The 23,290-nt window shown below is 66.0% G+C and carries 18 protein-coding genes and 1 pseudogene; 7 read left to right on the plus strand and 12 right to left on the minus strand.

The window, feature by feature from the left end; genetic code table 11:
• Window positions 1-2 precede the first annotated feature (2 nt).
• Window positions 3-2,171: a M1 family metallopeptidase gene (locus BLS50_RS06345; RefSeq protein WP_027811726.1), complete on the plus strand. Its 2,169-nt coding sequence runs from the start codon at window positions 3-5 to the stop codon at window positions 2,169-2,171.
• Between the two features lie 122 nt (window positions 2,172-2,293).
• On the opposite strand, the gene BLS50_RS06350 is transcribed toward BLS50_RS06345, so the two are convergent.
• The gene (locus tag BLS50_RS06350) at window positions 2,294-3,214 is read right to left on the minus strand and encodes a LysR family transcriptional regulator (RefSeq protein WP_074801456.1); all 921 of its coding nucleotides are present in this window, start codon (window positions 3,212-3,214) and stop codon (window positions 2,294-2,296) included.
• 162 nt (window positions 3,215-3,376) lie between these two features.
• Between BLS50_RS06350 and BLS50_RS06355 the strand changes: the two genes are divergently transcribed.
• Both BLS50_RS06355 and BLS50_RS06360 read left to right on the plus strand, forming a co-directional pair.
• Window positions 3,377-4,354 (plus strand): quinone oxidoreductase family protein, encoded by a 978-nt coding sequence (locus tag BLS50_RS06355; RefSeq protein ID WP_074802765.1) that lies wholly within the window; start codon window positions 3,377-3,379, stop codon window positions 4,352-4,354.
• A 27-nt stretch (window positions 4,355-4,381) separates the two neighbouring features.
• Window positions 4,382-4,528 (plus strand): annotated as a pseudogene (locus tag BLS50_RS06360) (DUF1427 family protein); the annotation flags it as partial.
• Window positions 4,529-4,558: 30 nt separating this feature from the next.
• Here BLS50_RS06360 and BLS50_RS06365 read toward each other — a convergent pair.
• Together BLS50_RS06365 and BLS50_RS06370 are read right to left on the minus strand one after the other, a co-directional pair.
• On the minus strand, window positions 4,559-5,587 hold the full coding sequence (locus tag BLS50_RS06365; RefSeq protein ID WP_011546564.1) for a transporter: 1,029 nt from the start codon (window positions 5,585-5,587) through the stop codon (window positions 4,559-4,561).
• 211 nt (window positions 5,588-5,798) lie between these two features.
• Window positions 5,799-6,788: a phage tail protein gene (locus BLS50_RS06370; RefSeq protein ID WP_074801461.1), complete on the minus strand. Its 990-nt coding sequence runs from the start codon at window positions 6,786-6,788 to the stop codon at window positions 5,799-5,801.
• A gap of 121 nt (window positions 6,789-6,909) precedes the next feature.
• On the opposite strand from BLS50_RS06370, the gene BLS50_RS06375 reads away from it, so the two are divergent.
• The 4 genes from BLS50_RS06375 to BLS50_RS06390 all read left to right on the plus strand — a co-directional run bounded on the left by BLS50_RS06375 (window position 6,910) and on the right by BLS50_RS06390 (window position 13,942).
• Complete coding sequence (locus BLS50_RS06375) at window positions 6,910-7,755, plus strand: M15 family metallopeptidase (protein WP_027805517.1); 846 nt, start codon at window positions 6,910-6,912, stop codon at window positions 7,753-7,755.
• A gap of 301 nt (window positions 7,756-8,056) precedes the next feature.
• On the plus strand, window positions 8,057-12,001 hold the full coding sequence (gene tssM / locus BLS50_RS06380) for a type VI secretion system membrane subunit TssM (protein ID WP_074801463.1): 3,945 nt from the start codon (window positions 8,057-8,059) through the stop codon (window positions 11,999-12,001).
• Window positions 11,998-12,987, plus strand: coding sequence for a type VI secretion system-associated protein TagF (gene tagF / locus BLS50_RS06385; protein ID WP_054928314.1), 990 nt, complete (start codon window positions 11,998-12,000; stop codon window positions 12,985-12,987). Before tssM ends, tagF begins: the two co-directional genes overlap by 4 nt.
• A 4-nt stretch (window positions 12,988-12,991) precedes the next feature.
• Entirely contained in the window at window positions 12,992-13,942 is a 951-nt protein-coding gene (locus BLS50_RS06390; protein ID WP_074801466.1) for an OmpA family protein, read from the plus strand.
• A gap of 286 nt (window positions 13,943-14,228) precedes the next feature.
• Here the strand turns inward: BLS50_RS06390 and BLS50_RS06395 are convergent, their stop codons facing one another.
• From BLS50_RS06395 to tssH, 9 genes are all read right to left on the minus strand, one after another.
• Entirely contained in the window at window positions 14,229-15,149 is a 921-nt protein-coding gene (locus BLS50_RS06395; protein WP_074801469.1) for a DUF3304 domain-containing protein, read from the minus strand.
• Window positions 15,142-15,363 (minus strand): hypothetical protein, encoded by a 222-nt coding sequence (locus tag BLS50_RS35190; protein WP_124625265.1) that lies wholly within the window; start codon window positions 15,361-15,363, stop codon window positions 15,142-15,144. The genes BLS50_RS06395 and BLS50_RS35190 overlap by 8 nt, the downstream gene beginning before the upstream one ends.
• Before the next feature lie 20 nt (window positions 15,364-15,383).
• Window positions 15,384-16,220 carry a DUF3304 domain-containing protein gene (locus tag BLS50_RS06400; RefSeq protein WP_074801472.1) on the minus strand — a complete coding sequence of 279 codons (837 nt, stop codon included), beginning with the start codon at window positions 16,218-16,220 and terminating at the stop codon, window positions 15,384-15,386.
• 24 nt (window positions 16,221-16,244) lie between these two features.
• Window positions 16,245-17,081 (minus strand): DUF3304 domain-containing protein, encoded by an 837-nt coding sequence (locus BLS50_RS06405; RefSeq protein ID WP_074801475.1) that lies wholly within the window; start codon window positions 17,079-17,081, stop codon window positions 16,245-16,247.
• A 213-nt stretch (window positions 17,082-17,294) separates the two neighbouring features.
• The gene (locus tag BLS50_RS06410; RefSeq protein ID WP_074801478.1) at window positions 17,295-18,146 is read right to left on the minus strand and encodes a DUF3304 domain-containing protein; all 852 of its coding nucleotides are present in this window, start codon (window positions 18,144-18,146) and stop codon (window positions 17,295-17,297) included.
• Window positions 18,147-18,290: 144 nt separating this feature from the next.
• On the minus strand, window positions 18,291-19,121 hold the full coding sequence (locus tag BLS50_RS06415) for a DUF3304 domain-containing protein (protein WP_074801482.1): 831 nt from the start codon (window positions 19,119-19,121) through the stop codon (window positions 18,291-18,293).
• A complete protein-coding gene (locus tag BLS50_RS06420) occupies window positions 19,108-19,359 on the minus strand; it encodes a hypothetical protein (RefSeq protein WP_176934176.1) in 252 nt (83 codons plus the stop codon). The genes BLS50_RS06415 and BLS50_RS06420 overlap by 14 nt, the downstream gene beginning before the upstream one ends.
• Before the next feature lie 79 nt (window positions 19,360-19,438).
• Window positions 19,439-20,560: a type VI secretion system protein TssA gene (gene tssA / locus BLS50_RS06425; RefSeq protein WP_074801485.1), complete on the minus strand. Its 1,122-nt coding sequence runs from the start codon at window positions 20,558-20,560 to the stop codon at window positions 19,439-19,441.
• Window positions 20,561-20,604: 44 nt separating this feature from the next.
• Window positions 20,605-23,274, minus strand: coding sequence for a type VI secretion system ATPase TssH (tssH, locus tag BLS50_RS06430; RefSeq protein WP_074801489.1), 2,670 nt, complete (start codon window positions 23,272-23,274; stop codon window positions 20,605-20,607).
• Between the last annotated feature and the right edge of the window lie 16 nt (window positions 23,275-23,290).

Here is a 23,290-nt window from a genome sequence, read left to right on the forward strand (position 1 = left end):
TCATGTCGATTCATATTCGCAAGATGCGTTATCTGCCGCTCGTCGCCGCACTCGCGCTCGCCGGGTGCGGCGGCGACGACGGCGGTGCGGGCTCCGCTTCCGCGCTCAGCTCCGCCGGCGCGCCGCATACCAGCTCGTCGCCCGCCGTCACCGCGCCGCCGAGCGCATCCAACGTCGACAAGAGCGTCTCGCCTGTCGAATTGCCGGACACCGTGGTGCCCGTGAACTACCGGCTGTGGTTCCGCCCGAACGACGCGCTGAACGCGTTCGACGGCCGCGCCGACGTCGAAATCAAGGTGCTGAAGCCGGTCAACAACATCGTGATCGCCGGCCACCGGATCAAGTTCACCAACGGCCGCATCACGCTGCAGCCGGGCAACATCCAGCTGATCGCGACGCCGCAGGACAAGGGCGACTTCTATCAGCTGCGCCCCGTCGCCGGCACGATCGCGCCGGGCAACTATTCGCTGCACATGGAGTGGTCGGGCATCATCAACTTCAAGTCGTACGACGATCCGGCCACGCAGACGGGCGGCAGCTGCGGCGACGATCCGTATCCGGGCTGCTCGGCCGCGGAAGGCGTGTTCCGCGTCGACCTGAAGGGCACCGACGGCAAGACGAGCGGCGCGATCCTGACGCAGGGCGAAACCAACCTGTCGCGCCAGTGGTTCCCCGGCTGGGACGAGCCGGCGTTCCGCCCGACCTATGAAGTGACGGCCGAAGTACCGCAAAGCTGGCGCGTCGTGTCGAACGCGGCCGAGAAGCCGTCGACCAACGTCGGCGGCGGCTACAAGCTCGTGCAGTTCGAGAAGACCCCGCCGATGCCGTCGTACCTGCTGTTCTTCGGCGGCGGCCTGTTCGACACCTACGAGGACGACTTCACGAGCCCGCTGCCGGGCGGCAAGGGCGGCCTGCACCTGCGTGTGTTCACGCCGCCGGGCATGAGCGAGTGGGCGAAGCCGGCGATGGACCGCACCAAGCAGGCGCTCGACTACTACTACCGCTACACGGGCATCCCGCTGCCGCTCACGAAGTTCGACACGGTGGCCGCGAACGATGCGTTCAAGGAGCAGAAGGACCTGAACTTCGGCGGGATGGAGAACTGGGGCTCGATCCTCGAGTTCGCCGACGACATCCTGCCGCAGCCGGGGCAGCCGATGTCGCACTACGGCAACGAAGTGCTGACGCACGAAGTGGCGCACCAGTGGTTCGGCGATCTCGTGACCACCGACTGGTGGGACAACGTGTGGCTCAACGAATCGTTCGCGACGTTCTTCGAGACGAAGACGACGATCCAGTTCTTCCCCAACGAGTTCAGCTGGCTCGACCAGGTGAAGAACAAGTATCGCGTGATCAATCGCGACATCGGCCCGAACGCGTTCCCGGTCGCGCCGAACTTCAACGACTGGGCGTCGAACGACTTCGTGCTGAGCGCCAGCGCGTTCACGTACGACAAGGGCGGCCACGTGCTGAAGACGCTCGAGAACTATCTCGGCGAGCAGACGCTGCGTAAGGGCCTGCAGCAGTACCTGGTCGACTACTCGTTCGGCAACGGGACGCCGAAGCGTCTGTGGGATGCGCTGTCGAAGGAAAGCGGCCAGGCGGTCGGCCCGATCGGCGACAGCTACGTGCGTCAGACCGGCGTGCCGCTGATCTCGCTCGACACGCAGTGCGACCTGACGAAGAACCAGACGGTCGTCACGCTGAAACAGCAGCCGTTCCCGAACAAGAACGCGTATCCGGGCCTGCAGTGGACGGTGCCGATCACGCTCGCGTACGGCCAGGGTCTCGCGAAACGCACGACGCTCGCGCTGAAGGATACGCAGGCGCAGACGCGGATCGAAGGCTGCACGGGCGTGGTCGCCGATCCGAGCGGTCTCGACTACTACGTCGTGAACTACAGCGACACGGCCTGGAGCGGGCTGCTCACGCAGGTGAACAGCTCGACCGATCCGGTGCTGCTGGCGAACCTGAAGAGTGAAGCGGCGCTGCTCGTCGCGAACAACCTCGCGCCGGCTTCGCGCTCGACGTCGATCGGTTCGGTCGCTTCGCCGGCCGCGATGAAGCTGCGCCAGACGCCGACCTTCGGCGGCATCGAAGCGGTGACGAAGGAACGTCCGGCACGGCAATACCAGGGCCTCTTCAAGCCGCGCAAGGTAGTGACGCAGTAACGGTGCGCGTCCGGCCGGTACCGCGCGACCCGCGGCGCCGGCCGGCGTACCGGTTTCTCCGACCTGTTGACGGGCCTCGCATGCGAGGCCCTTTTTTCATGGGGCGCGGCGTTCGTTCGCCGTCACGCCCACGCGGCGTCCCACGCCGGTTGCGCGAACCACGTGGCGAGGAACGCGACGAGCCGCGACGTGCGCGCACTGCCGCGCGCCTGCTGGCGCAGCACGTGAATCGTCGCCTGCTCGGGCGCCGCCGCATACTGCGGCAGCAGCGCGCGCAACCGTCCATCGCGCAGCGCGTCCGCCGCGAGCCAGGTCGGCAGGTGCGCGAGACCGAGCCCGTCGATGGCCGCCTCGAGCAACGCTTCCGAATGATTGCTGCGAAACCGCGGTTGCGCCGGCACGTGACGGCGCTCGCCGAAGCGCCACGCGCCGGGCGGCGGCGCGCCATGCCACGCGAGACAGTCGTGGCCGGCGAGCGCGTCGGGCGATGCGGGCTCGCCGCACCGTGCGAGATAGGCCGCGCTCGCGCACAGCACGCGCCGCTGCGGCGCCAGCACCGTCGCGACGAAACGCGTGTCCTCGAGCGGGCCGATGCGCACCGCGAGATCGACGTCGGAACCAAGCCGCGTGCCCTGCAGGTCGACCATGCTGTCGGTCAGCACGAGGTCGACCTGCAGCGCCGGATAGCGCTGCATGAACGCGGCCAGCGCGGCCATCAGGTGCCGCCGGCCGAAGGGCGCCGGACAGTCGATGCGCAGCAGCCCGCCCGGTTCGTCGTGCTGGCTGTGCAGGTCTTCCTGCAAGCCGCGCAGTTCGGCCAGCATCCGGGTCGCACGCCCGTACAGCAGTTGCCCGGCCTCGGTCGGCCGCAGCGCGTGCGTGGTGCGATGCAGGAGACGGATGCCGAGCTGCGTCTCGAGCCGGTCGATGCGCCGCGTGACCGACGACGCGGCAACGCCGAGCCGGCGCGCGGCCGCCGAGAAGCTCTGCTGGTCGACCACGTCGACGAACAGCGCGAGGTGCGGGGAAAGGAAGTCGTCCATTCGTGAGCCTGCGAATTTAGCTATGCGGAAAACGCAAAGCAATCATCCGCCTTTGCACGTTTCCGCGTCAAACCGGGCCCACTAGACTGCATTCACCGGTTTCATCCGCCGCACACGCCGGCCCGCCGGGCCGGGCGGCCGCCATCGTTCATGGAGATCATCATGCGCAGCATCCGCTTCGACACCCCCGCGGCCGACATCGAGTCGCTCGACGCACGCGTGCGGGACATCGCCCCGCCCGTACCGGCCGACGGCCAGATGCTGATCGAGGTGCGCGCGGCCGGCGTGAACCCGAGCGACGTGAAGGCCGCGCTCGGCCGCATGCCGCATGCGGTGTGGCCGCGCACGCCGGGGCGCGACTGGGCCGGCATCGTGCGCAGCGGCCCCGACAACTGGATCGGCGCGCCGGTGTGGGGCTCGGGCGGCGATCTCGGCGTCGGGCGCGACGGTTCGCATGCGGAATGGCTCGTGCTGGACGCCGCGCACGTGCGCCGCAAGCCGGGCGTGCTGACGCTCGAAGAGGCGGCCGGCGTGGGCGTGCCGTTCGTCACCGCATACGAGGGCCTGCGCCGGGCCGGCCTGCCGACGGCCGACGACGTCGTGCTCGTGTTCGGCGCGAACGGCAAGGTCGGCCAGGCCGCGATCCAGCTCGCCAGCGCGCGCGGCGCGACCGTGATCGGCGTCGAGCGCGGGCCCGGCGACTATCGCGGCCACGCGTCGGGCGACGTCCCCATGATCGACGCATCGAGCCGGACAGTGGCCGACGCGGTACGCGAGTTGACCGGCGGCCACGGCGCGGACATCGTCTACAACACGGTCGGCAGCCCGTATTTCGAAGCGGCGAACGCGTCGATGGCGATCGGCGCGCGGCAGATCTTCATCTCGACGATCGAGCGCAGCGTGCCGTTCGACATCTTCGCGTTCTATCGCGGCCAGCACACGTTCGTGGGCATCGATTCGCTGCAGCTCGGCCCGGCCGCGGTCGCGCAGATCCTCGATACGCTCGCGCCCGGCTTCGGCAACGGGACGCTGCGCCCGTTCCCGATCGGTGACGACTACGTGTACCCGCTCGAGCATGCGCACGACGCGTATCGCGCGGTGCTGGCCGGTGCGCGCGAGCGCGTCATCCTCAAGCCCTGACACCGGACCTTACGGGAGACCGCCATGATGGATTACTTGACCTCGCTCGCGGTGGGCGTCGGTGTCGGTGTGTTGTACGCGCTACTGCACGTGCGCTCGCCGGCCCCGCCGCTCGTTGCGCTCGTCGGCCTGCTCGGGATGGTGATCGGGGAACGCGCGATCGCGCTGCTGCGTTGATGCGTTGATGCCTCGCCCGATGGCGCGCTAGCGATCGTCGCGGCGCCGGAACGCCCACCACGCGGCCAGCGCGGTGAAGCCGGCAACCAGCAGCACCATCAGCCAGAAGCCGTGCTTGTTCTCCGAGAACGGCACGCCGCCGACGTTCATCCCGAAGAAGCCGGCGACGATGTTGATCGGCAGCGCGATCACGGTGACGAGCGTCAGCGTGAACAGCGTCCGGTTGTTCTGCTCGTCGAGGCGCGAACCGATCTCTTCCTGCAGCAGCTTGATGCGCTCGTTGAGCCCCGCCAGATCGGCGAGCACCAGCGAGAACTCTTCGGTCGACTCGCGCAGCTCCTGCACGTCTTCCGTATGCAGCCACGCGGGCGGCTTCGCGAGCAGCCGGAAGATCGACCCGGGCTCCGGCGCGAGCATGCGCTGCAGGCGCGTCAGCGTGCGGCGCATCGCGCCGAGCTCGATGCGGCTCGACGTGAGCCGCTGCGACAGGAAGCGATCCTCGATGCGGTCGACGTCGACGCTCGTGCGCCGCATGATCTGGATCAGCAGGTCGGCCTGGTCGCGCAGCAGGTGCACGAGCAGCTCCGCGGGCGAGCGGAACTGCTCGCCGTCGCGCACGCACGCGCGCAGCGTGTCGACCGAGCGCAGCGGCTTGAGCCGCGCGGTCACCATGATGCGCCGCTCGACGTGGACGAACAGCGTCGCGATCTCCGACGGCGTGAGCTCGAGGTTGAACATCACGTCGTTGACGATCGCGCGCAACGCGCCGTCTTCCTGCTCGATGCGCGTCGAGCGCGAGCCTTCGTGCAGGAATTCGAAGAAGCTGTCGGGCAACCCGAGATGCGTGCGCATCCAGCGCTCGCTCGCGCCGTGCGCCAGATTGAAATGCAGCCAGACGAAATCGCCCGATGCGGCCGCGCCGTGCTCGCGGCAGGTGCGCAGCCATGCGGCGGCCGCGTCGGCATCGAGCATCGCGCCGGCGCCGCCCGGATCGAAGCGGAATCCGCACACCATGCCGGACGTGTCGGCGCCGTAAGTCTGTACGATCAGGTCCATCGTGTCGAAGGTGGTGCGGCGCGCGGCGCGCCGCACATCGCGGGTCGCGGGCCCGCGCCGGGAAAAGAAAGGAGACGTATGCCCGACGGGCGTGACGCGCTCGTGACAGTGTCACACGGCATCATACCGGCAGCTTCTCCTGCCCCAAAAACAACGCGCCGCCCAATGGGCGGCGCTGACCGGAAAGACCCCGTGATGCGCGCGGCACGCGTTACTGCCGCGTCTCCGACTGCGCGGCGCTCGGGCACGCGGGGTCCTTGCCCCAGTGGCCGTCGCACACGCGCCAGCGGCACAGCTGATCCTCGAAGAAACCGCGCTCCGAACACGCCTTCACGCGCGACGCCAGCGAGCCGCCAGTCGTTGCCGACGCCTTGGTCGGCACGGCCTGCGCCTTCTCGGCGGCGAGTTTCTTGTCGGCCGGCTTCGTGCGCGCGACGAGCGCCGCAAGCAGATCGGCATCCGGATCGTCCTTCCCGGCCGCCTTCGCGGTTCGGGTGGGCGTCGTTTCGCGGCGCTTCTTCGCCTGCGCGAGCTCGGCCTGCTGTTCCTTGCGATGCTTGCGGGCTTCGGCCTTCGTATCGGCCTTCGCCTCGGTTTTCGTGTCGGTCTTGCCGTGAGCGGCGACCTTCGTGCTCTTCGACGCGTCGGCCTTCGCCGTCCTGGTCGTCGCCGCTGCGGCGGCCGCGGTTGCGGCGACGCCGGCCGCCGCCGTACCCGAGCCATCGTCGGCGCCGTTGGCGAGCGCGCGCGACAGCCGGCTGTTGTCCGCCGCGGAGGCAGCGGAAGCCGATGCGGATGCAACGGTCTGGGACGCCGAGTCGTCGTTGACGATCGTGGCCGGTTGCGCGGCCGATGCGGCGGACGCGCCGTTCTGCGCGACCTGCACGGCGCCGCCGCTGGCCGGCGCGGCTTTGTCCGGCGCAGCCGCCGCGGGTGCCGTCGCGGATGCCACCGCGACGTGCGGTTCGCCCGACGACTGCTGCATGCGCCACGCGCCCCAGCCGCCGACGGCCACGACCAACGCCACCACGGCGGCGATCGGCGCCTTCAGCGAACGGCGCGGCGGCTCGGCGGGCGGCGTGACACGCCCTTCCAGATCCGCGAGAATGCGCGACTGCCGAGGTCCTCCCTCGCCTGCCGGTTTAGTATCGGACAGCAGGCTGGGCGGAGTTTTCGAATTTGAATTTTCCGGCGCACTCATTCAGCGTCTCATTGAATCCTGGTTTAATTCACCGCGATAATATAGCCCGGCCTCTCGAAGCAGCCTGATTCTAAGAGCAAGCATTGCAAAACACAATCAATTCCAATTTCCGGGGATTTCTTTGATTGCCGTCGCACTCGTCGCCTATTTCACCCTCGCCGTCGCCGTTGCGGCACTGTTGCTTTTACCGGGTATCCGCGCGACCGTTTTCGAATCCGTCGCCCAGTTTCACGGCCGTCTGACGCGCCGTGCGAACGAGCGCGCCGCACGCACGCGCAGTCAAATTGTTAAATCGGCAACCGTGACGCGCGGCGCATTAAGCGACGTGCAAAATTTACTGGTTCGGCGGCGCTTGATGATTATGGTGTCGGCAGGTATTCTTGCGACGCCGCCATTGGTGGCCATTGCGTTACGCGGTCGGCAATTATTTCAGTACGACGACACGGCGCGCGTGCCCGACGAGAAGATCGCCGCGCTGTTGCAGGGCGAACAACTCGTGCCGCCGCCGCCGTTGCCGCCGGAAGTCTTTGCCACGAAGGAAGTCGAACAGGTCCGCCCGGCGCTCAAGGATGCAAGCCGCGACTGGAACCTGCTGGACCCGGATTTCCGTACGCGTTTGCTGCTGGTCTACAAGATCATGCACGAACAACATGGCTATGAAATGGCGCTGCTGGAAGGCTACCGGAGCCCGGAACGACAGAACCGGCTCGCGCAGATGGGCACGAACGTGACCAATGCGGCGGCCTTCCAGAGTTATCACCAGTTCGGGTTGGCGGCCGACAACGCATTCCTGCGCGACGGCAAGCTGGTCATTTCCGAGAAAGATCCGTGGGCGATGCGCGGCTACCAGTTGTACGGCCAGGTCGCCGAGCAAGTCGGCCTCACCTGGGGCGGCCGATGGAAAATGATGGATCTCGGGCACGTGGAATACCATAAACCCGGTTTTAAACTGGGACGCGGCAGCTAGTCAGGGCTGCCGGACAAGAAATAATGAGGGCGGCATGGGGCTTTTTAATCACCCGGCAGGAAACGATTTGGGCGGCGCAAACAATCGGGCATTCCGGTGCGCGATTTTTTCCGGCCGCCGCTTCCGTTTTAAATCTCACAGCGTCCTTTCGTTAATGCGCGCGCCTTCTCCGATGCCGCGGGCGCATTGATGCCAGCCTCCTTCATCCCGTCTGACAGCATGGCGACACATCGCGGCGCCACCCTTGCCGCTCGGCGCGCCTGCGTCGCCTCACCGAATCGCACCGGAACCTGAACGTCCTATGCAACGCATCCTCAACGTGCTGACTCATCCGCGTACGCTCTCGATCGTCGGGATCGTCGCGCTAGCGGCCATTCTGTTCATCGTCGCCGACATGCTGCAGCTGCCGCTCCTGTGGGCGGCGCTCGCGTTCGCGGCGGTCCTCGCGCTGTGGCTCGTCGTCGCGCTGTGGCGCCGCTGGCGCGTGAAGCGCGCGAACCAGCAGCTCGGCCAGGTGCTGGAAGAGCAGGCGGAAACCGGCAAGATCGCCGCACCGGCCGCCGCGGCGCTCGCGCCGGACGCGAAGACGGCCGACCTCGACGTGCTGCGCACGCGCCTGTCGGATGCGGTGAAGACGATCAAGACGTCGAAGATCGGCCAGGTGTCGGGCGGCTCCGCGCTGTACGAGCTGCCGTGGTACATCGTGATCGGCAACCCGGCCGCGGGCAAGAGCAGCGCCGTGCTCAATTCCGGCCTGCAGTTCCCGTTCGCGGACAAGAACAGCGCCGTGATCCACGGCATCGGCGGCACGCGTAACTGCGACTGGTTCTTCACGACCGAAGGGATCCTGCTCGATACGGCCGGCCGCTATTCGGTGCACGAGGAAGACCGCAGCGAGTGGCTCGGCTTCCTCGGGCTGCTCAAGCGCTACCGTCCGAAGGCGCCGATCAACGGCATCATCGTCACGGCCAGCATCGCCGAACTCACCGGCAATCGCCCCGAATTCGCGATCAACCTCGCGAAGAACCTCCGTCAGCGCGTTCAGGAGCTGACCGAAAAGCTGGAAGTGTTCGCGCCGGTCTACGTGATGTTCACGAAGGCCGACCTGATCACCGGCTTCACCGAATTCTTCAGCAGCAGCGACAAGCACGAGTACGACCGCGTGTGGGGCGCCACCCTGCCCTACGAGCCCGACGACAAGCGTGACGTCGTCGCGCAGTTCGACACGCACTTCGAGGAACTCTACGAAGGGCTGAAGGAAATCAGCGTCGCGCAGCTGTCGCTGTCGCGCGGCAACCAGCTGTCGCCGGGCCAGTTGAGCTTCCCGCTCGAATTCTCGACGATCAAGCCGTCGCTGCGCGCGTTCCTCGCGACGCTGTTCGAGAACAACCCGTTCCAGTACAAGCCGATCTTCCGCGGCTTCTACTTCACCAGCGCGCTGCAGGAAGGCGAAACCAACAGCGCGGCCGCGCAGCGCATCGCGCACCGCTTCGGCCTCGACGGCAGCGCGCTGCCGAAACCGCACAGCGCGTTCTCGAAGAACGGCTTCTTCCTGCGCGACCTGTTCTCGAAGGTGATCTTCGCGGACCGCCAGACGGTGCGCCAGTTCGCGAGCCCGACCAAGACGCGGCTGCGCTACGCGACCTTCTTCGGCTTCGTCGCGGCGCTCGCGCTCGCGCTGGGCGGCTGGACCTGGTCGACCATCGGCAACCAGCAGCTCGTCGCGAACGTGCAGGCCGACCTCGACAACGTCACGCGCCTGCAACAGGGCCGCAACGACCTGCAGTCGCGCCTGCAGGCGATGGACATCATCGAGGACCGGATCGAGCAGCTCGAACAGTTCCGCCGCGACAAGCCGCTGTCGGTGTCGCTCGGCCTGTACCAGGGCGACCGTCTCGAGCAGCACCTGCTGACCGAGTACTACAACGGCGTGCGCCAGATCCTGCTGGCCCCGGTGTCGCAGAACCTCGCGTCGTTCATGAAGGACGTGAACGCGCACCCCGAGCAACTCGTGCCGATGACGCGCCCGCCCGAATCGGGCGCCGTGCAGGGCGGCACGCTGCCGGTCTCGACGAACGCGGCAGGCGCCGCGCCGCAAGCCGGCGCCGTGCTGGCCGCGTCCGGCACCGCGCCGGCCGCCGCCCCGCAACAGGCGGCCGCGCCGCAGGGCGGCCTCTACAGCGACGCGTCGCCGACCAACGTGCAGGACGCATACAACGCGCTGAAGACCTATCTGATGCTGTCCGACAAGCGTCACGTCGAACAGGCGCACCTGACCGACCAGCTCGCCCGCTTCTGGCGCGGCTGGCTCGAGACGAATCGCGGCAACATGCCGCGCGACGAGATGATCCGAAGCGCCGAGCGCATGATCTCGTTCTACCTGTCGCGCGTGAACGACGACGACTGGCCGATGATCGACGCGAACCTCGCGCTCGTCGACCAGACCCGCGAGAACCTGCGCCGCGTCGTGCGCGGCATGCCGGCCCGCCAGCGCGTCTACGAGGAAATCAAGGCTCGCGCGTCGACCCGCTTCGCGCCGATGACCATCGCGCGCATCGTCGGCGACGGCAACCAGGGGCTCGTGGCAGGCAGCTACGCGATTCCGGGCACGTTCACGCGCGAAGCGTGGTTCGACTACGTGCAGCCGGCGATCCGCGATGCGGCGACCAAGGAGCTGCAGGCGAAGGACTGGGTGCTCAACACGTCGACGCAGGACGACTTGACGCTCGAGGGCAGCCCCGAGCAGATCCAGAAGACGCTCGTCGGCATGTACAAGACCGAGTACGCGCAGCACTGGCAGAAGTTCATGCAGGGCATCGCGGTACAGGGCTTCACCAGCTTCGGCCAGGCCGTCGACGGGATGAACCGTTTGGGCGACCCGCAGGATTCGCCGATCCGCAAGATCCTCGAGACCGCGTACGACCAGACGTCGTGGGACAACCCGTCGCTCGCGAACGTGACGATCAAGAAGGCGCAGACGGGCGTCGTGAACTGGGTCAAGCAACTGTTCACGCGCTCGCAGGCCGGCCAGATGGCGGCAGCCAACATCGACATCAACGGCAATCCGGCCGAGGTGCCGATGGGTCCGATCGGCCAGGAATTCGTCGGGCTCGCGCGGATCGTCGCGACGCATGACGGCACGTCGATGCTCAAGGGCTACATGGAGTCGCTGTCGAAGGTCCGCACCCGCTTCAACGTGATCAAGAACCAGGGCGACCCGGGGCCGGGCGCGCGCCAGCTGATGCAGCAGACGCTCGACGGCAACGGGTCGGAACTCGCCGATTCGCTCAAGCTCGTCGACGAGCAGATGCTGACGGGCCTGACCGATTCGCAACGCAAGTCGCTGCGCCCGCTGCTGGTGCGGCCGCTGATGCAGGCGTTCGCGGTCGTGATCCAGCCGGCCAGCGCCGAAGTCAACAAGGTGTGGAACGCGCAGGTCTACCAGCCGTTCCAGAGCTCGCTCGCGACCAAGTACCCGTTCGCGGCGAACGCGAAGGTCGAGGCCGGCGCCGGCGAAATCGCGCAGGTGTTCGGCCCGGACGGCTCGATCGCGAAGTTCGTCGGCACGACACTCGGGCCGCTCGCGGTGCGCCGCGGCGACACGCTCGCCGCCCGCACGTGGGGCGACATGGGCATCGGGCTCACGCCGGACTTCACGAACGGCTTCGCACGCTGGGTCGCGCCGCTCGCGGGCGGCGCCGCCGGCAGCGCGGCCGCGTCGGCCGAACCGCAGACCGTGTTCCAGATCCTGCCGCAACCGAGCACGGGCACGACGGAATACACGATCGCGATCGACGGCCAGCAGCTGCGCTACCGCAACACGCCGCCGCAGTGGACCAACTTCGTGTGGCCGAACCCGCAGGGCGCGCCGGGCGCGACGCTGTCCGCGACGACCTTCGACGGCCGCACGGTGCAGCTCGTCAACGAGCCGGGCCGCTACGGTCTCGAGAAGCTGATCAACTCGGCGCAGCGCAAGCGCCGTCCGGACGGCACCTTCGACCTGACGTGGGCACAGGGCAGCGTGAACGTGTCGGTGACGATGCGCATCATCAGCACGTCGCAACCGTCGGCCGGTAGCGGCGACCAGCCGCAGCAGCAGAGCCTGCGCGGCCTGCAGCTGCCGTCGTCGGTCGCCGACGCGAGCGCGGGCGCCGCGCAGAACGCGACGCAAGCCGGCACCGGCACGCCGGGCGTCGCGCCGGCCGTCGCGGCCGCCAACGCAACGAATGCACAGAGGGCGCAATGACGCAAACCGTACAGGCGCAAATCGCCTACTTCGGCAAGATTCCGTCGCGCGGCGACTTCGTGAAGAGCGCGCACAATCCGCAACTGCTGCAGACGCTCGATCGCTGGATCGCGCAGGCGCTGGAGCTGCTCGCGGAAGATCCGCGCTGGAAGATCGTCTACGAGGATGCGAAGCCGATGCATTTCGCGTTCCTCGGCTCGCGCAGCAAGCTCGCGATCGCGGGCCACATGGTCGCGAGCCACGACGTGTCGATGCGCCGCTTCCCGTTCCTCGGCGCGACCGCGCTCGAGGTCGACCGGCCGCTCGCGTTCCTCGCGCGCAGCCCGCTCGCGTTCGCGCGGCTGTGGTCGCGCGTCGCCGCGCAGATCCCGCCGCTGCTCGGCAAGGACGAGCCGCCCGGCGCGCTGCAGGCGCTCGGCGACACGCAGGTGCCGATCGACATCGGCGGCCCCGGCACGTCGCATGACGGCACCTTCAACGATTTCGTCGAACACCAGACGCTGTACGGCCTGCAGGAGATGCTGCTCGAAAGCGGTCATCCGGTGCGGCTGCGCGGCGCGATGCTCGCGCTCGGCTCGCTGCTGCGCCCGGTGATGCAGAGCGGCTCGTCGCACATCGAGCGCGGCCTCACGCTGCCGCTGCCGGTCGACCCGTTCTACCGCAGCCTCGTCGCCGCGTTCTGGCTCGAACTGATCGCGCCGTTCGTCGCGCAGGCCGACTTCGAGCTCGCGATCTTCATCGGCACGATCGCCGAACGCGAACGGCTCGTCATCGGCTTCAACGGCGCGTCGGCGAAGACGCTGCTGAGCGTCGTCGACCCGCAGACCTACGCCGCCCACAACATCGACATCGACGATCCCGAGTGGATCGACGCCCATGCGCAAAACGATCAGCAGATCAGCAAGCTCGTCAGCTACCTCGAACAACCGCAACTCTCGCTGCGCGTCGCCATCGACGCGTTCCGCGAAGCGTTCATCGGAGGCTGACGGCATGCATCGCACGATTCAGGTCCGGCGCGCGCGCCTGTCGGCCGCCGTCTCGCCCGCCCTCGCCGCGCTGTTCGCGGTCGGCCTCGTCGCGAGCGGCGCGGCCTTCGCGCAGAACACGGGCGCGACCGTCACGCCGGTCGGCAACGGCACGGTCGCGACGACCGCGCTGCCGCAGGCGAACCCGAACGCCGGCGGCGCGTCCGGCACGGTAGTGCACGGCACTGCCGGCACGATCGCGCCGCCGCCCGCGAACGCGACGCCCGGCCAGGTGGTGGTCGGCGGCAAGGTGCCCGACGAGGCGACCAAGGCGGCCGTGCTGCAGAAGCTGCGCGATACCTACGGCGCGACGAACGTCGTCGACCAGGTCGAGGTGGGCGACGTCGCGACGCCGCCGAACTGGAGCGCGAACGTGCAGAAGCTGCTCGGCGCGCAGCTCAAGCAGATCAGCAAGGGCCAGTTGAAGATCAACGGCACGCAGATCGAGATGAAGGGCGAGGTGCACAACGAGGCGCAGCGCCAGCAGCTCGCGAGCGACATGGCGAACACACTGAACCCGACGTACACGATCAAGAACGGGCTGCGCGTGTCGGCGTCCGAACAGGGCGTGCTCGACCAGACGCTCGCGAACCGGACGATCGAGTTCGAGACGGGCAGCGCGACGCTGACGCCGCAGGGCAAGCTGATCCTCGACCAGATGGCGGCCGCGCTGGCGAAGATGCAGAACCGCACGGTCGACATCATCGGCCACACCGACAACTCGGGGAACCGGACGTCGAACATCGCGCTGAGCCAGGCGCGCGCGGATGCGGTGAAGGGTTATCTGATCACGAAGAGCATTCCGCCGCAGCAGATGACGACGACGGGAGTGGGCCCGGATCAGCCTATTGCGCCGAACGATACGGCGGATGGCAGGGCGAGGAATCGGCGGATCGAGTTCCGGGTGGGGCAGTGAGTTTGCGGGGGGCGGCTCGGGATGATCCGCCCCGGTGCGACCGGGTGTCAGCGGTACGCGATTGCGCGCCGCTGAAGAATGTCAATGTGTCGGTGGCGTGCCCTGGTAACCTTTCGCCTATTGCTGGCTCTGCTTGCTCGCCTAGTCGACTCGTTCGGCAGTGAGATCGTTGCTCTTGCGCTGCCTGTCTTCCTTCGCATAGTCCGTCTTTCCCATCTTGTCGACTGCCATTCGCACGCTCTGCGGCGTAGCGTCGTCCGGATCGAGTCGAATGGCGTTTCGATCGTTAGCCCCGGCCATGGCTATTCTCCTCACGTGGCGGTGGCACCAGGCCCGCCGGAATCGACGGTACCGCAACCGCCTGGAATCGGTTCTGCCCAAGCTCCTTCACAACGGTCGGTGACAGGGCGGCGGCCGCCTTCGCGAATGCGCCCGGTTTCCCCTTGCTCGACTGGATGAGCTTCTGCACCGCCGGGTGCGCGTCGAATCGGGGATTCACCAGAAGCGCGTAATAGGCGTATTGCTCGAGGTCGCTGCGATCCATGAAGCGGTACTTGATCCAGGCTTGCGCAACGATTCTCGAAATCCTGCGGTGCGACTGGGCGTCGTTGTCCTCGTACTTCTGGTCGAGCCGCTTGCCGTACCGTTTCGTCAGGTCACGCGACACGTCCACGATCGGCAATCGGGTACTGCCCAGCATCTCGCCAGGAAATGCCAGTTCGACATGACGATCGGGGTAGAAGTGGACCTCGAGAATGCGCGAGCCGATCGAATCCGGCTCCTTGGTTGGCGGCAACGAAACGTTCGTCTCCGCCTGCTGTTTCTTCACCTGCTCCCCCGGCCGCCAGTCGTCCGCATCGTAATACGTCCATTGGACCTTGAAATCGTTGCCCTTCAGCAAGTAACAGCAGGCGATGCTACCTTCCCCGGCTCCGGGTTCCAGGTCGCCGCCACCGCGTGCCTTGTTGCCGAACCGGTCGGTGATCGTGAACCGAACGAGGTTGTATGGCAGGTAGTTCAGCGCCTCCGTTGAAATGCTGGTGTAGGTCGGATCGGACTTGCTGCACGCCGCCATCGACACGAACAGCAAGCCTGCGGCGGCGACCCGCAACGCGGCGGGGAACCGTCCGCGAGCTGCGCGTACGCCGCGACGGTCTGGAACGATCGCGGGGAATTTCGGTGCAGCGTGTTGCATGAAATCAGGCATAAGCACTGTGTTCACAAGGCCGCGGCAGCAAGCCGTCGGGAACGGCCGGCACGGCGACAGGCTTGATATTTTCGTTCGTCGGGTCGAACAGCGGTTTCTGCGGCATTCGCTCCGCGAGTGTGTCGACCTTGCCGTCGTAAACGGCGATCGCAGACTGACGCCGCACCGCTGAGCTCCTCCAGAAGGACCCGGTCGTCTGCGTCGCAAGTCGCATCCAATACGTATCCGGTACGGTCACCCATGCGGCGCATCTTCTACACGCGGCGGTGGCAGCAAACCATCGGATATCGCCGGCACCGCCACTGCTTCGAACGCGTCGTTCGACAGCGAGAACAACACGCGCTTCGGCAGCGATTGCATCGATTTCGCGAACGTCCCCGGCTTGCCGGCGGCCGTTTGCAGGATGCGCTGAACCTCAGGATGTGCATCGAACCGGCTGTTCACGAGCAACGCGTAATACGCATACTGCTCGAGATCATCCCGATCGGTCAGACGGTATTTCAACCACGCCGACGCGACGACACGAGCAATACGACGAAACTGCTGATCCTCGCGCTCGTCATATCGCTTGTCCAGTTGCGTCTGATACCGTTTCGCCCACCTGACGACATCGACAATAGGCAGTCGCGCGTCGTCAAGCATCTTGCCTGGAAACTCAAATTCGACGTGCCGGTCTGGAAAGAAATGCACTTCGAGAATTCGCGACCCCACATCGTCCGACGATTGGGACTGCGGCATCGACACTTTCGTCTCGGCATGGAACATCTGCTTGTTCCCTTTATGCCATTGGTCGACATCGTAGTAGTTCCACTTGACGACGAATTCCGTGCCCTTGAGCTTGTAGCAACATTTCACGCTACCACCTCCTGCACCGGGCGGATCGTCGCCGCCCCCACTCGCCTTGTTGCCGTAAGCGTCGGTGATGGTGAAGCCGTTCATGTTGTACGGCAGATAGTTCCGGCCCATGACCGAAATCCCACTGTAGGCAGGTTCCGACTTGCCACAAGCAATCATGGCCGTCACAAGCAGACACCCTGCCAAAATACGACCAACCAGACTCGACAATCTCATTGCTCCACCCATTGTCAAACGCGATCAGCCGTGCGGCACCCCGTCTGCGAGCGATGGTGGCAGCAAGCCATCTGAAATGGCAGGAACCGTCACCGGGTCGAATCGGTCATTCGTCAACGCAGACAACACCCCCTTCGGCAATGACTGCATCGACTTCGCGAACGTCCCTGGCTTGCCGGCAGCCGTCTGTAGTATGTGCTGGATCGCCGGATGCGCATCGAATCGGCTGTTCACAAGCAAGTCGTAGTACGCGTACTGCTTGAGATCATCGAGATCCGTGAGTCGGTATTTCAACCATGCCATCGCGACGACACGAACGATGCGACGATATTGCTGATCCTCGCGCTCATCGTAGCGTTTGCTCAGTTGCGTCTGGTAATGACTCGATACCCAGTGAGACACGTCAATCATCGGAATGCGTGAGTCGTCCGCTGGTGCAGCGGGAAACTGAAGTTCGACGTGACGATCCGGATAAAAATGAACCGCGACAATTCGAGTCCCGACTTTCTCCGGAACCTTTGACGGTGACAACGTAACCTTTGCTTCGGCATGAAACGTCTGCTCGTCGCCGTTATGCCACTGATCAACGTCGTAATAGTCCCACTTGACCGTGAAATCGGTCCCCTTGAGCTGATAGCAGCAGGTCACCCCACCGCCACCGCCCGGCATACTGTCGCCACCGCCACTCGCCTTATTGCCGTATGCGTCGACGATCGTGAATTTGTCCAGGTTATAGGGCAGGTAGTTCTGGGCCATGACCGAAATCCCGCTGTAGGTCGGCTCCGACTTCCCGCATGCGGTCACGGTCACCACGAGCAAGCACCCTGCCAGAACAAGACTTACCAGACCCGACAATTTCATTGCTCCACCATTGACGTTTCCCTTCTGAATCGCGACCGGCACGCCAGTGCAGGCATCGGCCAACCGCAATCATCCGAATACCCTCAGCGACATGGTCCTCCGAGTGCGCCGCGCCTATTTCCCTCATCGCGCATCCCGCTGCCGAAACTGTCCACGTTTTCTCAATCCCGCTCGTGTGCACCGCAAATCGCATCCGATACGTACCCGATACGATCACCCATGCAGCGCATCCTCTGCACGCGGCGGTGGCAGCAAACCATCGGATATCGCCGGCACCGCCACTGCTTCGAACGCGTCGTTCGACAGCGAGAACAACACACCCTTCGGCAATGACTGCATCGACTTCGCAAACACCCCCGGCTTGCCAGCGGCCGTTTGCAGGATGCGCTGAACCTCGGGATGTGCATCGAACCGGCTATTCACGAGCAACGCGAAATACGCATACTGCTCGAGATCATCCCGATCGGTCAGACGGTATTTCAGCCACGCCCCGGCAACAACGCGAGCGATGCGTCGATGCGACTGCCCATCCGTATCATCGAATTTCTTGTCCAGTTGTTCCTGATAGTGCACTGCCATCCATCGCGAAACATCTACAACCGGAATGCGTGACTCATCCAGAAGCTCGCCGGGGAACTGAAACTCGACGTGACGATCCGGATAGAAATGAACTTCGAGAATACGGCTGCCGACTTTATCGGGAACGGCCGACTTCGGCATCACGATCTTGGTCTCGACTTGCTGCGCGTGCGAGTCGTCCATCGTCCATCGATCTGCGTCGTAGTACTTCCATTTGACCGTGAATTCGGTGCCCTTGAGCGTGTAGCAGCACGCGACGCTGCCCCCTCCTGCGCCGGGCGGGTCGTCTCCACCGCCGCTTGCCTTGTTGCCATAGGCATCGGTGATGGTGAAACCGTTCATGTTGTACGGCAGATAGTTCCGGCCCATGACCGAAATCCCGCTGTAGGTCGGCTCGGATTTACCACAGGCCGTCACCGCTGCGAACAACAGGCTAGACGCCAAAACGCGGCCCGTCGTGCGCGCCAGTTTCGTTGCTCCATGCATCGATGTTGCCCTTCTGAGTGACACTTCGCCCGCCGTTCCTTGACGAGCAGGTGCCTGTTTTGCATCCGCGATCGATCGCCTTCGCGCACGGCGCGAATGCACGCGATGGGCGTCTGCCCTCAATCGTGAGCGAGCCGATCCGACTCAGCCATGCCGCACCTCCGGCACACGCGGCGGCGGCAACAATCCGTCCGGAACGACCGGGACAACCACTGGCGCAAAGCTATCGCTTGCCAGCGCCGACCACACGCTCTTCGGCAGCGACTGCATCGACTTCGCGAACATCCCTGGCTTGCCGGCAGCAGTCTGCAATATGTGTTGGATCGCCGGATGCGCATCGAACCGGCTGTTCACAAGCAAGTCGTAATACGCGTACTGCTCGAGATCATCGAGATCCGTGAGTCGGTATTTCAACCATGCCATCGCTACGACACGAACAATGCGTCGAAACTGCTGATCTTCGCGTTCGTCGTACTTCCGGTTCAATTCATTCTGGTAGCGGCTGGACATCCAGCGCGACACATCGATCATCGGAATGCGCGACGTATCCGCCAGCGCACCGGGAAATTGCAGCTCGACGTGACGATCCGGGTAAAAGTGCACCTCGATAATTCGATCGCCGATCTTTTCCGGAACCTGAGTCGACAACATCGCGACCCTGGCCTCGGCGTGCAGGGTTTCCTCGTTACCTTTGTGCCACTGGTCGACGTCGACATAACGCCATTTGACGACGAATTCCGTGCCTTCGAGTTTGTAGCAGCAGGTCACCCCGCCCCCGCCGCCCGGCAAGCTGTTTCCCCCGAAGGCCTCGTTTCCATGCGCATCCGTGATCGAAAATCCGTCGAGGTTGTACGGCAGGTAGTTGTGTGCAATAACCGAGACTCCGCTATACACGGGCTCCGACTTGCCGCACGCGCTCAAGCTCAAAGCCACCACGAGCAGCCCCACCGCGAACCCGAACCTACGCCAGGTCACTACGCGCCTCCAGCAATTCCCGTTCGTGCGTCTCGCGAATGGCGTCCCACGTCGTATCGTTGATCGACGCCAGCGCGTCATTGAGCGCCGCCTTCCCATCTGCGACGGCCTCGAGGCATGACTGCGCCGCCGGATGCTCGTCGAACCGCGGCGGAACCAGCACGCCCATCACCACGTAGCACTGCAATTCCGTTTCCTCGACGATCCCGTGTGCCGCGAACGGGCTGCGATACGGCACGCTCGAGCGCTGCGCGTCGACCTCGACGAGATAGAAGCCGGCGGACCGGGCCCGCGCTCTCAGGTCAAAAAACGATCGTTCACGCCTGCTCGTCGGGCCTCACCCCCAGCAGCTCGCGAATGTGCGACAGCGAGCCGTCGTCCTTCACGACGCTCTCGAGCCACTTGTGCAGCGGCATGTCGGCCCACTCGGCCGCCTTGTCGGCGAGATACGCGACCGGGCTGTGCGGCTCGGTCTGACGGAAATAGCGCGCCACCGCGCGCAACTGGTCGACGGCCTGCGCGCGGTTCTGGATGCCGGCGATCATCTGCGTCACCGGCGGACGCGAAGCGGTCTGCTGCTGCACGTGAGTCTCCTCGGTCTGGATCGGCTGGCCGAACACCGGCTCGATGCGTTCGGGCTGGGCCTGCGGCGCCGCCTGCGCGTGCGGCGCGCTGCCCGTATAGCCCTGTTCGCGCGCAAAGCGCTCGGCGAGCCGGTACACGGTCTCGAACGCGTCGCGCGCCTGCCGGAAGCTCGGCGCCGAATCGCCCGCGCGCTCGACGAGCCGCTCCTCGAACGCATCGAGTGCGAATTCGAACGCCTTCAGGTTCGCCAGCAGCGCCGTGTAGAACGCGATCGACGTCACGCGCCGCGACGCGTCGATCTGGTCGATCGACGGCTTGCCGCGCGCGATGTCGTCGGCATGTTCGGGGTCGCGCTTGATCGACTGCGCGACGTGCTGCGCGACTTCCCAGTCGAGCGTGCTGAACGCATTCGATGCGCCGTCCGTCAGCGGCACCGCGCGCAGCAGCTCGGCCGTGCGGCCGGACAGCCACGCGACGTTGCCGAGCCGGTGCTCGATATCGTCGTCCTCGGGCAGCGGGTGGAAGGTGTCCCAGAAGTCGCGGCACAGGCCTTCGAGCAGCGCATAGCCTTCGGTGAGGCCGGTGATGCCGTCCTCGAGCGCGAGCGCCTCGGTCAGCCACACGGCGAGCCGCAGGTCCTTGGTGCGCGTGCGCAGCAGCTCGCCCGCATGGTCGACGACGAAGCCCCAGTCGGCCTCCTTGATCTCGGTTACCCATTCGCCTTGGTCGAGCGTCGGGTCGTCGTAGCGCCGCGCGTCCTGGATCGCGTCGAATTCGTTCGAAAACAGCAGGTCGTCGCCGCTGGGCGACGCATCGCTGATCGGCGTCAGCAGCTCGGGGAGATTGATCGGCATGGTTCAGTGAATCCGTTGATGCATCAGATGTCGCGTGCGGGGGCTCATTCGACGGTGTACGCAAATTCGCCGGCCTCGTCCGCGCGCACCGCGATGCGCGCGATCGCCGCGCCGTCGGCGATCCGGCCGAGCACGTGGCCCGCGATCTCCGGCAGCAGCGTGCCGTTCAGGATGTGGTCGACGTTGCGGGCGCCCGAGTCGACCTCGGTGCAGCGCGCGAGCACCGCGTCGACGAGCGACTCGTCCCATTCGAACGCGGCCTTGTGGTTCGCCTCGATCCGGCGGCGGATGCGTTCGAGCTTCAGCTCGATGATCTCGGCCAGCACGTCGTCGGAAATCGGGTAGTACGGCACGACCTTCATCCGGCCGAGGAACGCCGGCTTGAAGGTCTTGTACAGCTGCGGACGCAGCGTCTCGGCAAGCGCGTCCGGATCGGGCAGTTCCTCTGCCGGCTTGTTCAGGCAGGCCTGCATCACCGCGGCCGAGCCGACGTTCGACGTCAGGATGATCAGCGTGTTGCGGAAGTCGATCTCGCGCCCTTCGGCATCGTCCATCGTGCCCTTGTCGAACACCTGAAAGAACATCTCGAGCACGTCCGGGTGCGCCTTCTCGACCTCGTCGAGCAGCACGACGGAATACGGATTGCGGCGCACCGCCTCGGTCAGCACGCCGCCTTCGCCGTAACCGACGTAGCCCGGCGGCGAACCCTTCAGGCCCGACACGCTGTGCGCTTCCTGGTACTCGCTCATGTTGATCGTGACCATCTTGCGCTCGCCGCCGTATAGGATGTCGGCCAGCGCCAGCGCCGTCTCGGTCTTGCCGACGCCCGACGGCCCGACGAACATGAACACGCCGCGCGGCTTGTTCGGGTCCTCGAGGTTCGCGGTCGCGGTGCGCACGCGCTGCGCGATCGCCTCCAGCGCATGGTCCTGGCCGATCACGCGCGCGGTCAGCAGCGGCTGCAGGTTCAGCACGGTGTCGATCTCGTCCTTCACCATCCGGCCGAGTGGAATGCCCGTCCACGCGGCGACGATCTCCGCGACGACGTGACCGTCGACCTGCAGCGGCACCATCGGCTCGCCGCCCTGCAGCGCGTGCAGCGCCGCGACGCGTTCAGCGAGCTTCTCGCGGGTGGCCTGCACGTCGACCGGCTGGCCGTCTTCCGACGGGCCGCGTGCCTTGTCAAGCGCGTCGCGCAGCCCGGTGATCTCGGCGACGATCACGCGCTCGGCTTCATAGCGTTCCTCATCCTTCGCCAGTTGTTCGAGCGCCGTGTCGCGCGCGCCGCGCAGCTCGCCGAGCCGCTCGTCGTGCGCCGCACCGCCCGCCGCCTCGCGCTCCAGCGACGCGATTTCCGCATCGATGCGCTCGATGCGCTTCTTCGTATCGTCGATCGCGGCCGGCGTCGCGCTGTGCGCGAGCGCGACCTTCGCGCAGGCGGTATCGAGCACGCTGATCGCCTTGTCCGGCAGCTGGCGGCCGCTGATGTAGCGGTGCGACAGGCGCACGGCCTCGGTGATCGCATCGTCGAGAATCCGCACGTTGAAGTGCTTCTCCATCAGGCCCGACATCCCGCGCAGCATCGCGGCGGCCAGCGGCTCGCTCGGCTCCTCGACCTTCACGACCTGGAAGCGCCGCGCGAGCGCCGCATCCTTCTCGAAGTACTTCTTGTATTCGCTCCACGTCGTCGCGGCGATCGTGCGCAGTTCGCCGCGCGCCAGCGCCGGCTTCAGCAGGTTCGCCGCGTCGTTCTGGCCGGCCTGGCCGCCCGCGCCGATGATCGTGTGCGCCTCGTCGATGAACAGGATGATCGGGTGCGCGCTCTTCTTCACCTCGTCGATCACGCTCTTCAGCCGGTTCTCGAACTCGCCCTTCACGCTCGCGCCGGCCTGCAGCAGCCCCATGTCGAGCACGTGCAGCGCGACGCCGCGCAACGGCGGCGGCACGTCGTCGGCCGCGATCCGCAGCGCGAGCCCTTCGACGACCGCCGTTTTGCCGACGCCGGCCTCGCCGGTCATGATCGGGTTGTTCTGGCGGCGGCGCATCAGGATGTCGATCGCCTGGCGGATCTCCGCCTCGCGGCCGATCACCGGGTCGATCTTGCCGTCGCGCGCACGCTGCGTGAGGTTGGTCGTGTAGGTGTCGAGCGCGGGCGTCTTCGACGGGCCGGCCGCAGGCGCAAAGCCGTCGGCGGCTGGCGCGACGTCGCTGCCTTCGTCGTCCGCCTGGCGCGGCTCGGCTTCGCTCGAACCGGCCATGATTTCGTCGAACTTGTGCTTCAGGTCCGTCACGTTCATTTCCGCGAAGCGCGACGACATCCGTTGCGCGAACTGCGCGAGATCCGGCGCGGTCAGCAGCGCGAGCAGCAGGTGCCCGGAACGGATGCGGCCGAGCTGCGAATCGAGCGACGCGATCAGCCACGCCTGCTCGAACAGCGCGATCAGATGCACGGAGAACACCGGCGTGCGCGTGTTGCCGGTCTTCAGGCGCGTGAGCTCGCGTTCGAGATCGGCGTGCAGCGCATGCGGATCGACGCGGCTCGCGCGCAAGGCGAGCGGCAGGTCGCCCGTCGCTTCGTCGAGCAACGCGAGGAACAGGTGCTCCAGATCGACCTCGTAGTGGCCGCGCGCCAGGCACGCGCTCGCCGCACGCTCGGTCGCGTGGCGGCACAGCGGATTCAGTTTCGTGATCAGGGTCTTCAGAGGCGTGCTCATGGCGTCGATCTCAGGT

Origin of the sequence: Burkholderia orbicola, assembly GCF_900100915.1 — a bacterium.
Classification (GTDB): domain Bacteria; phylum Pseudomonadota; class Gammaproteobacteria; order Burkholderiales; family Burkholderiaceae; genus Burkholderia; species Burkholderia orbicola.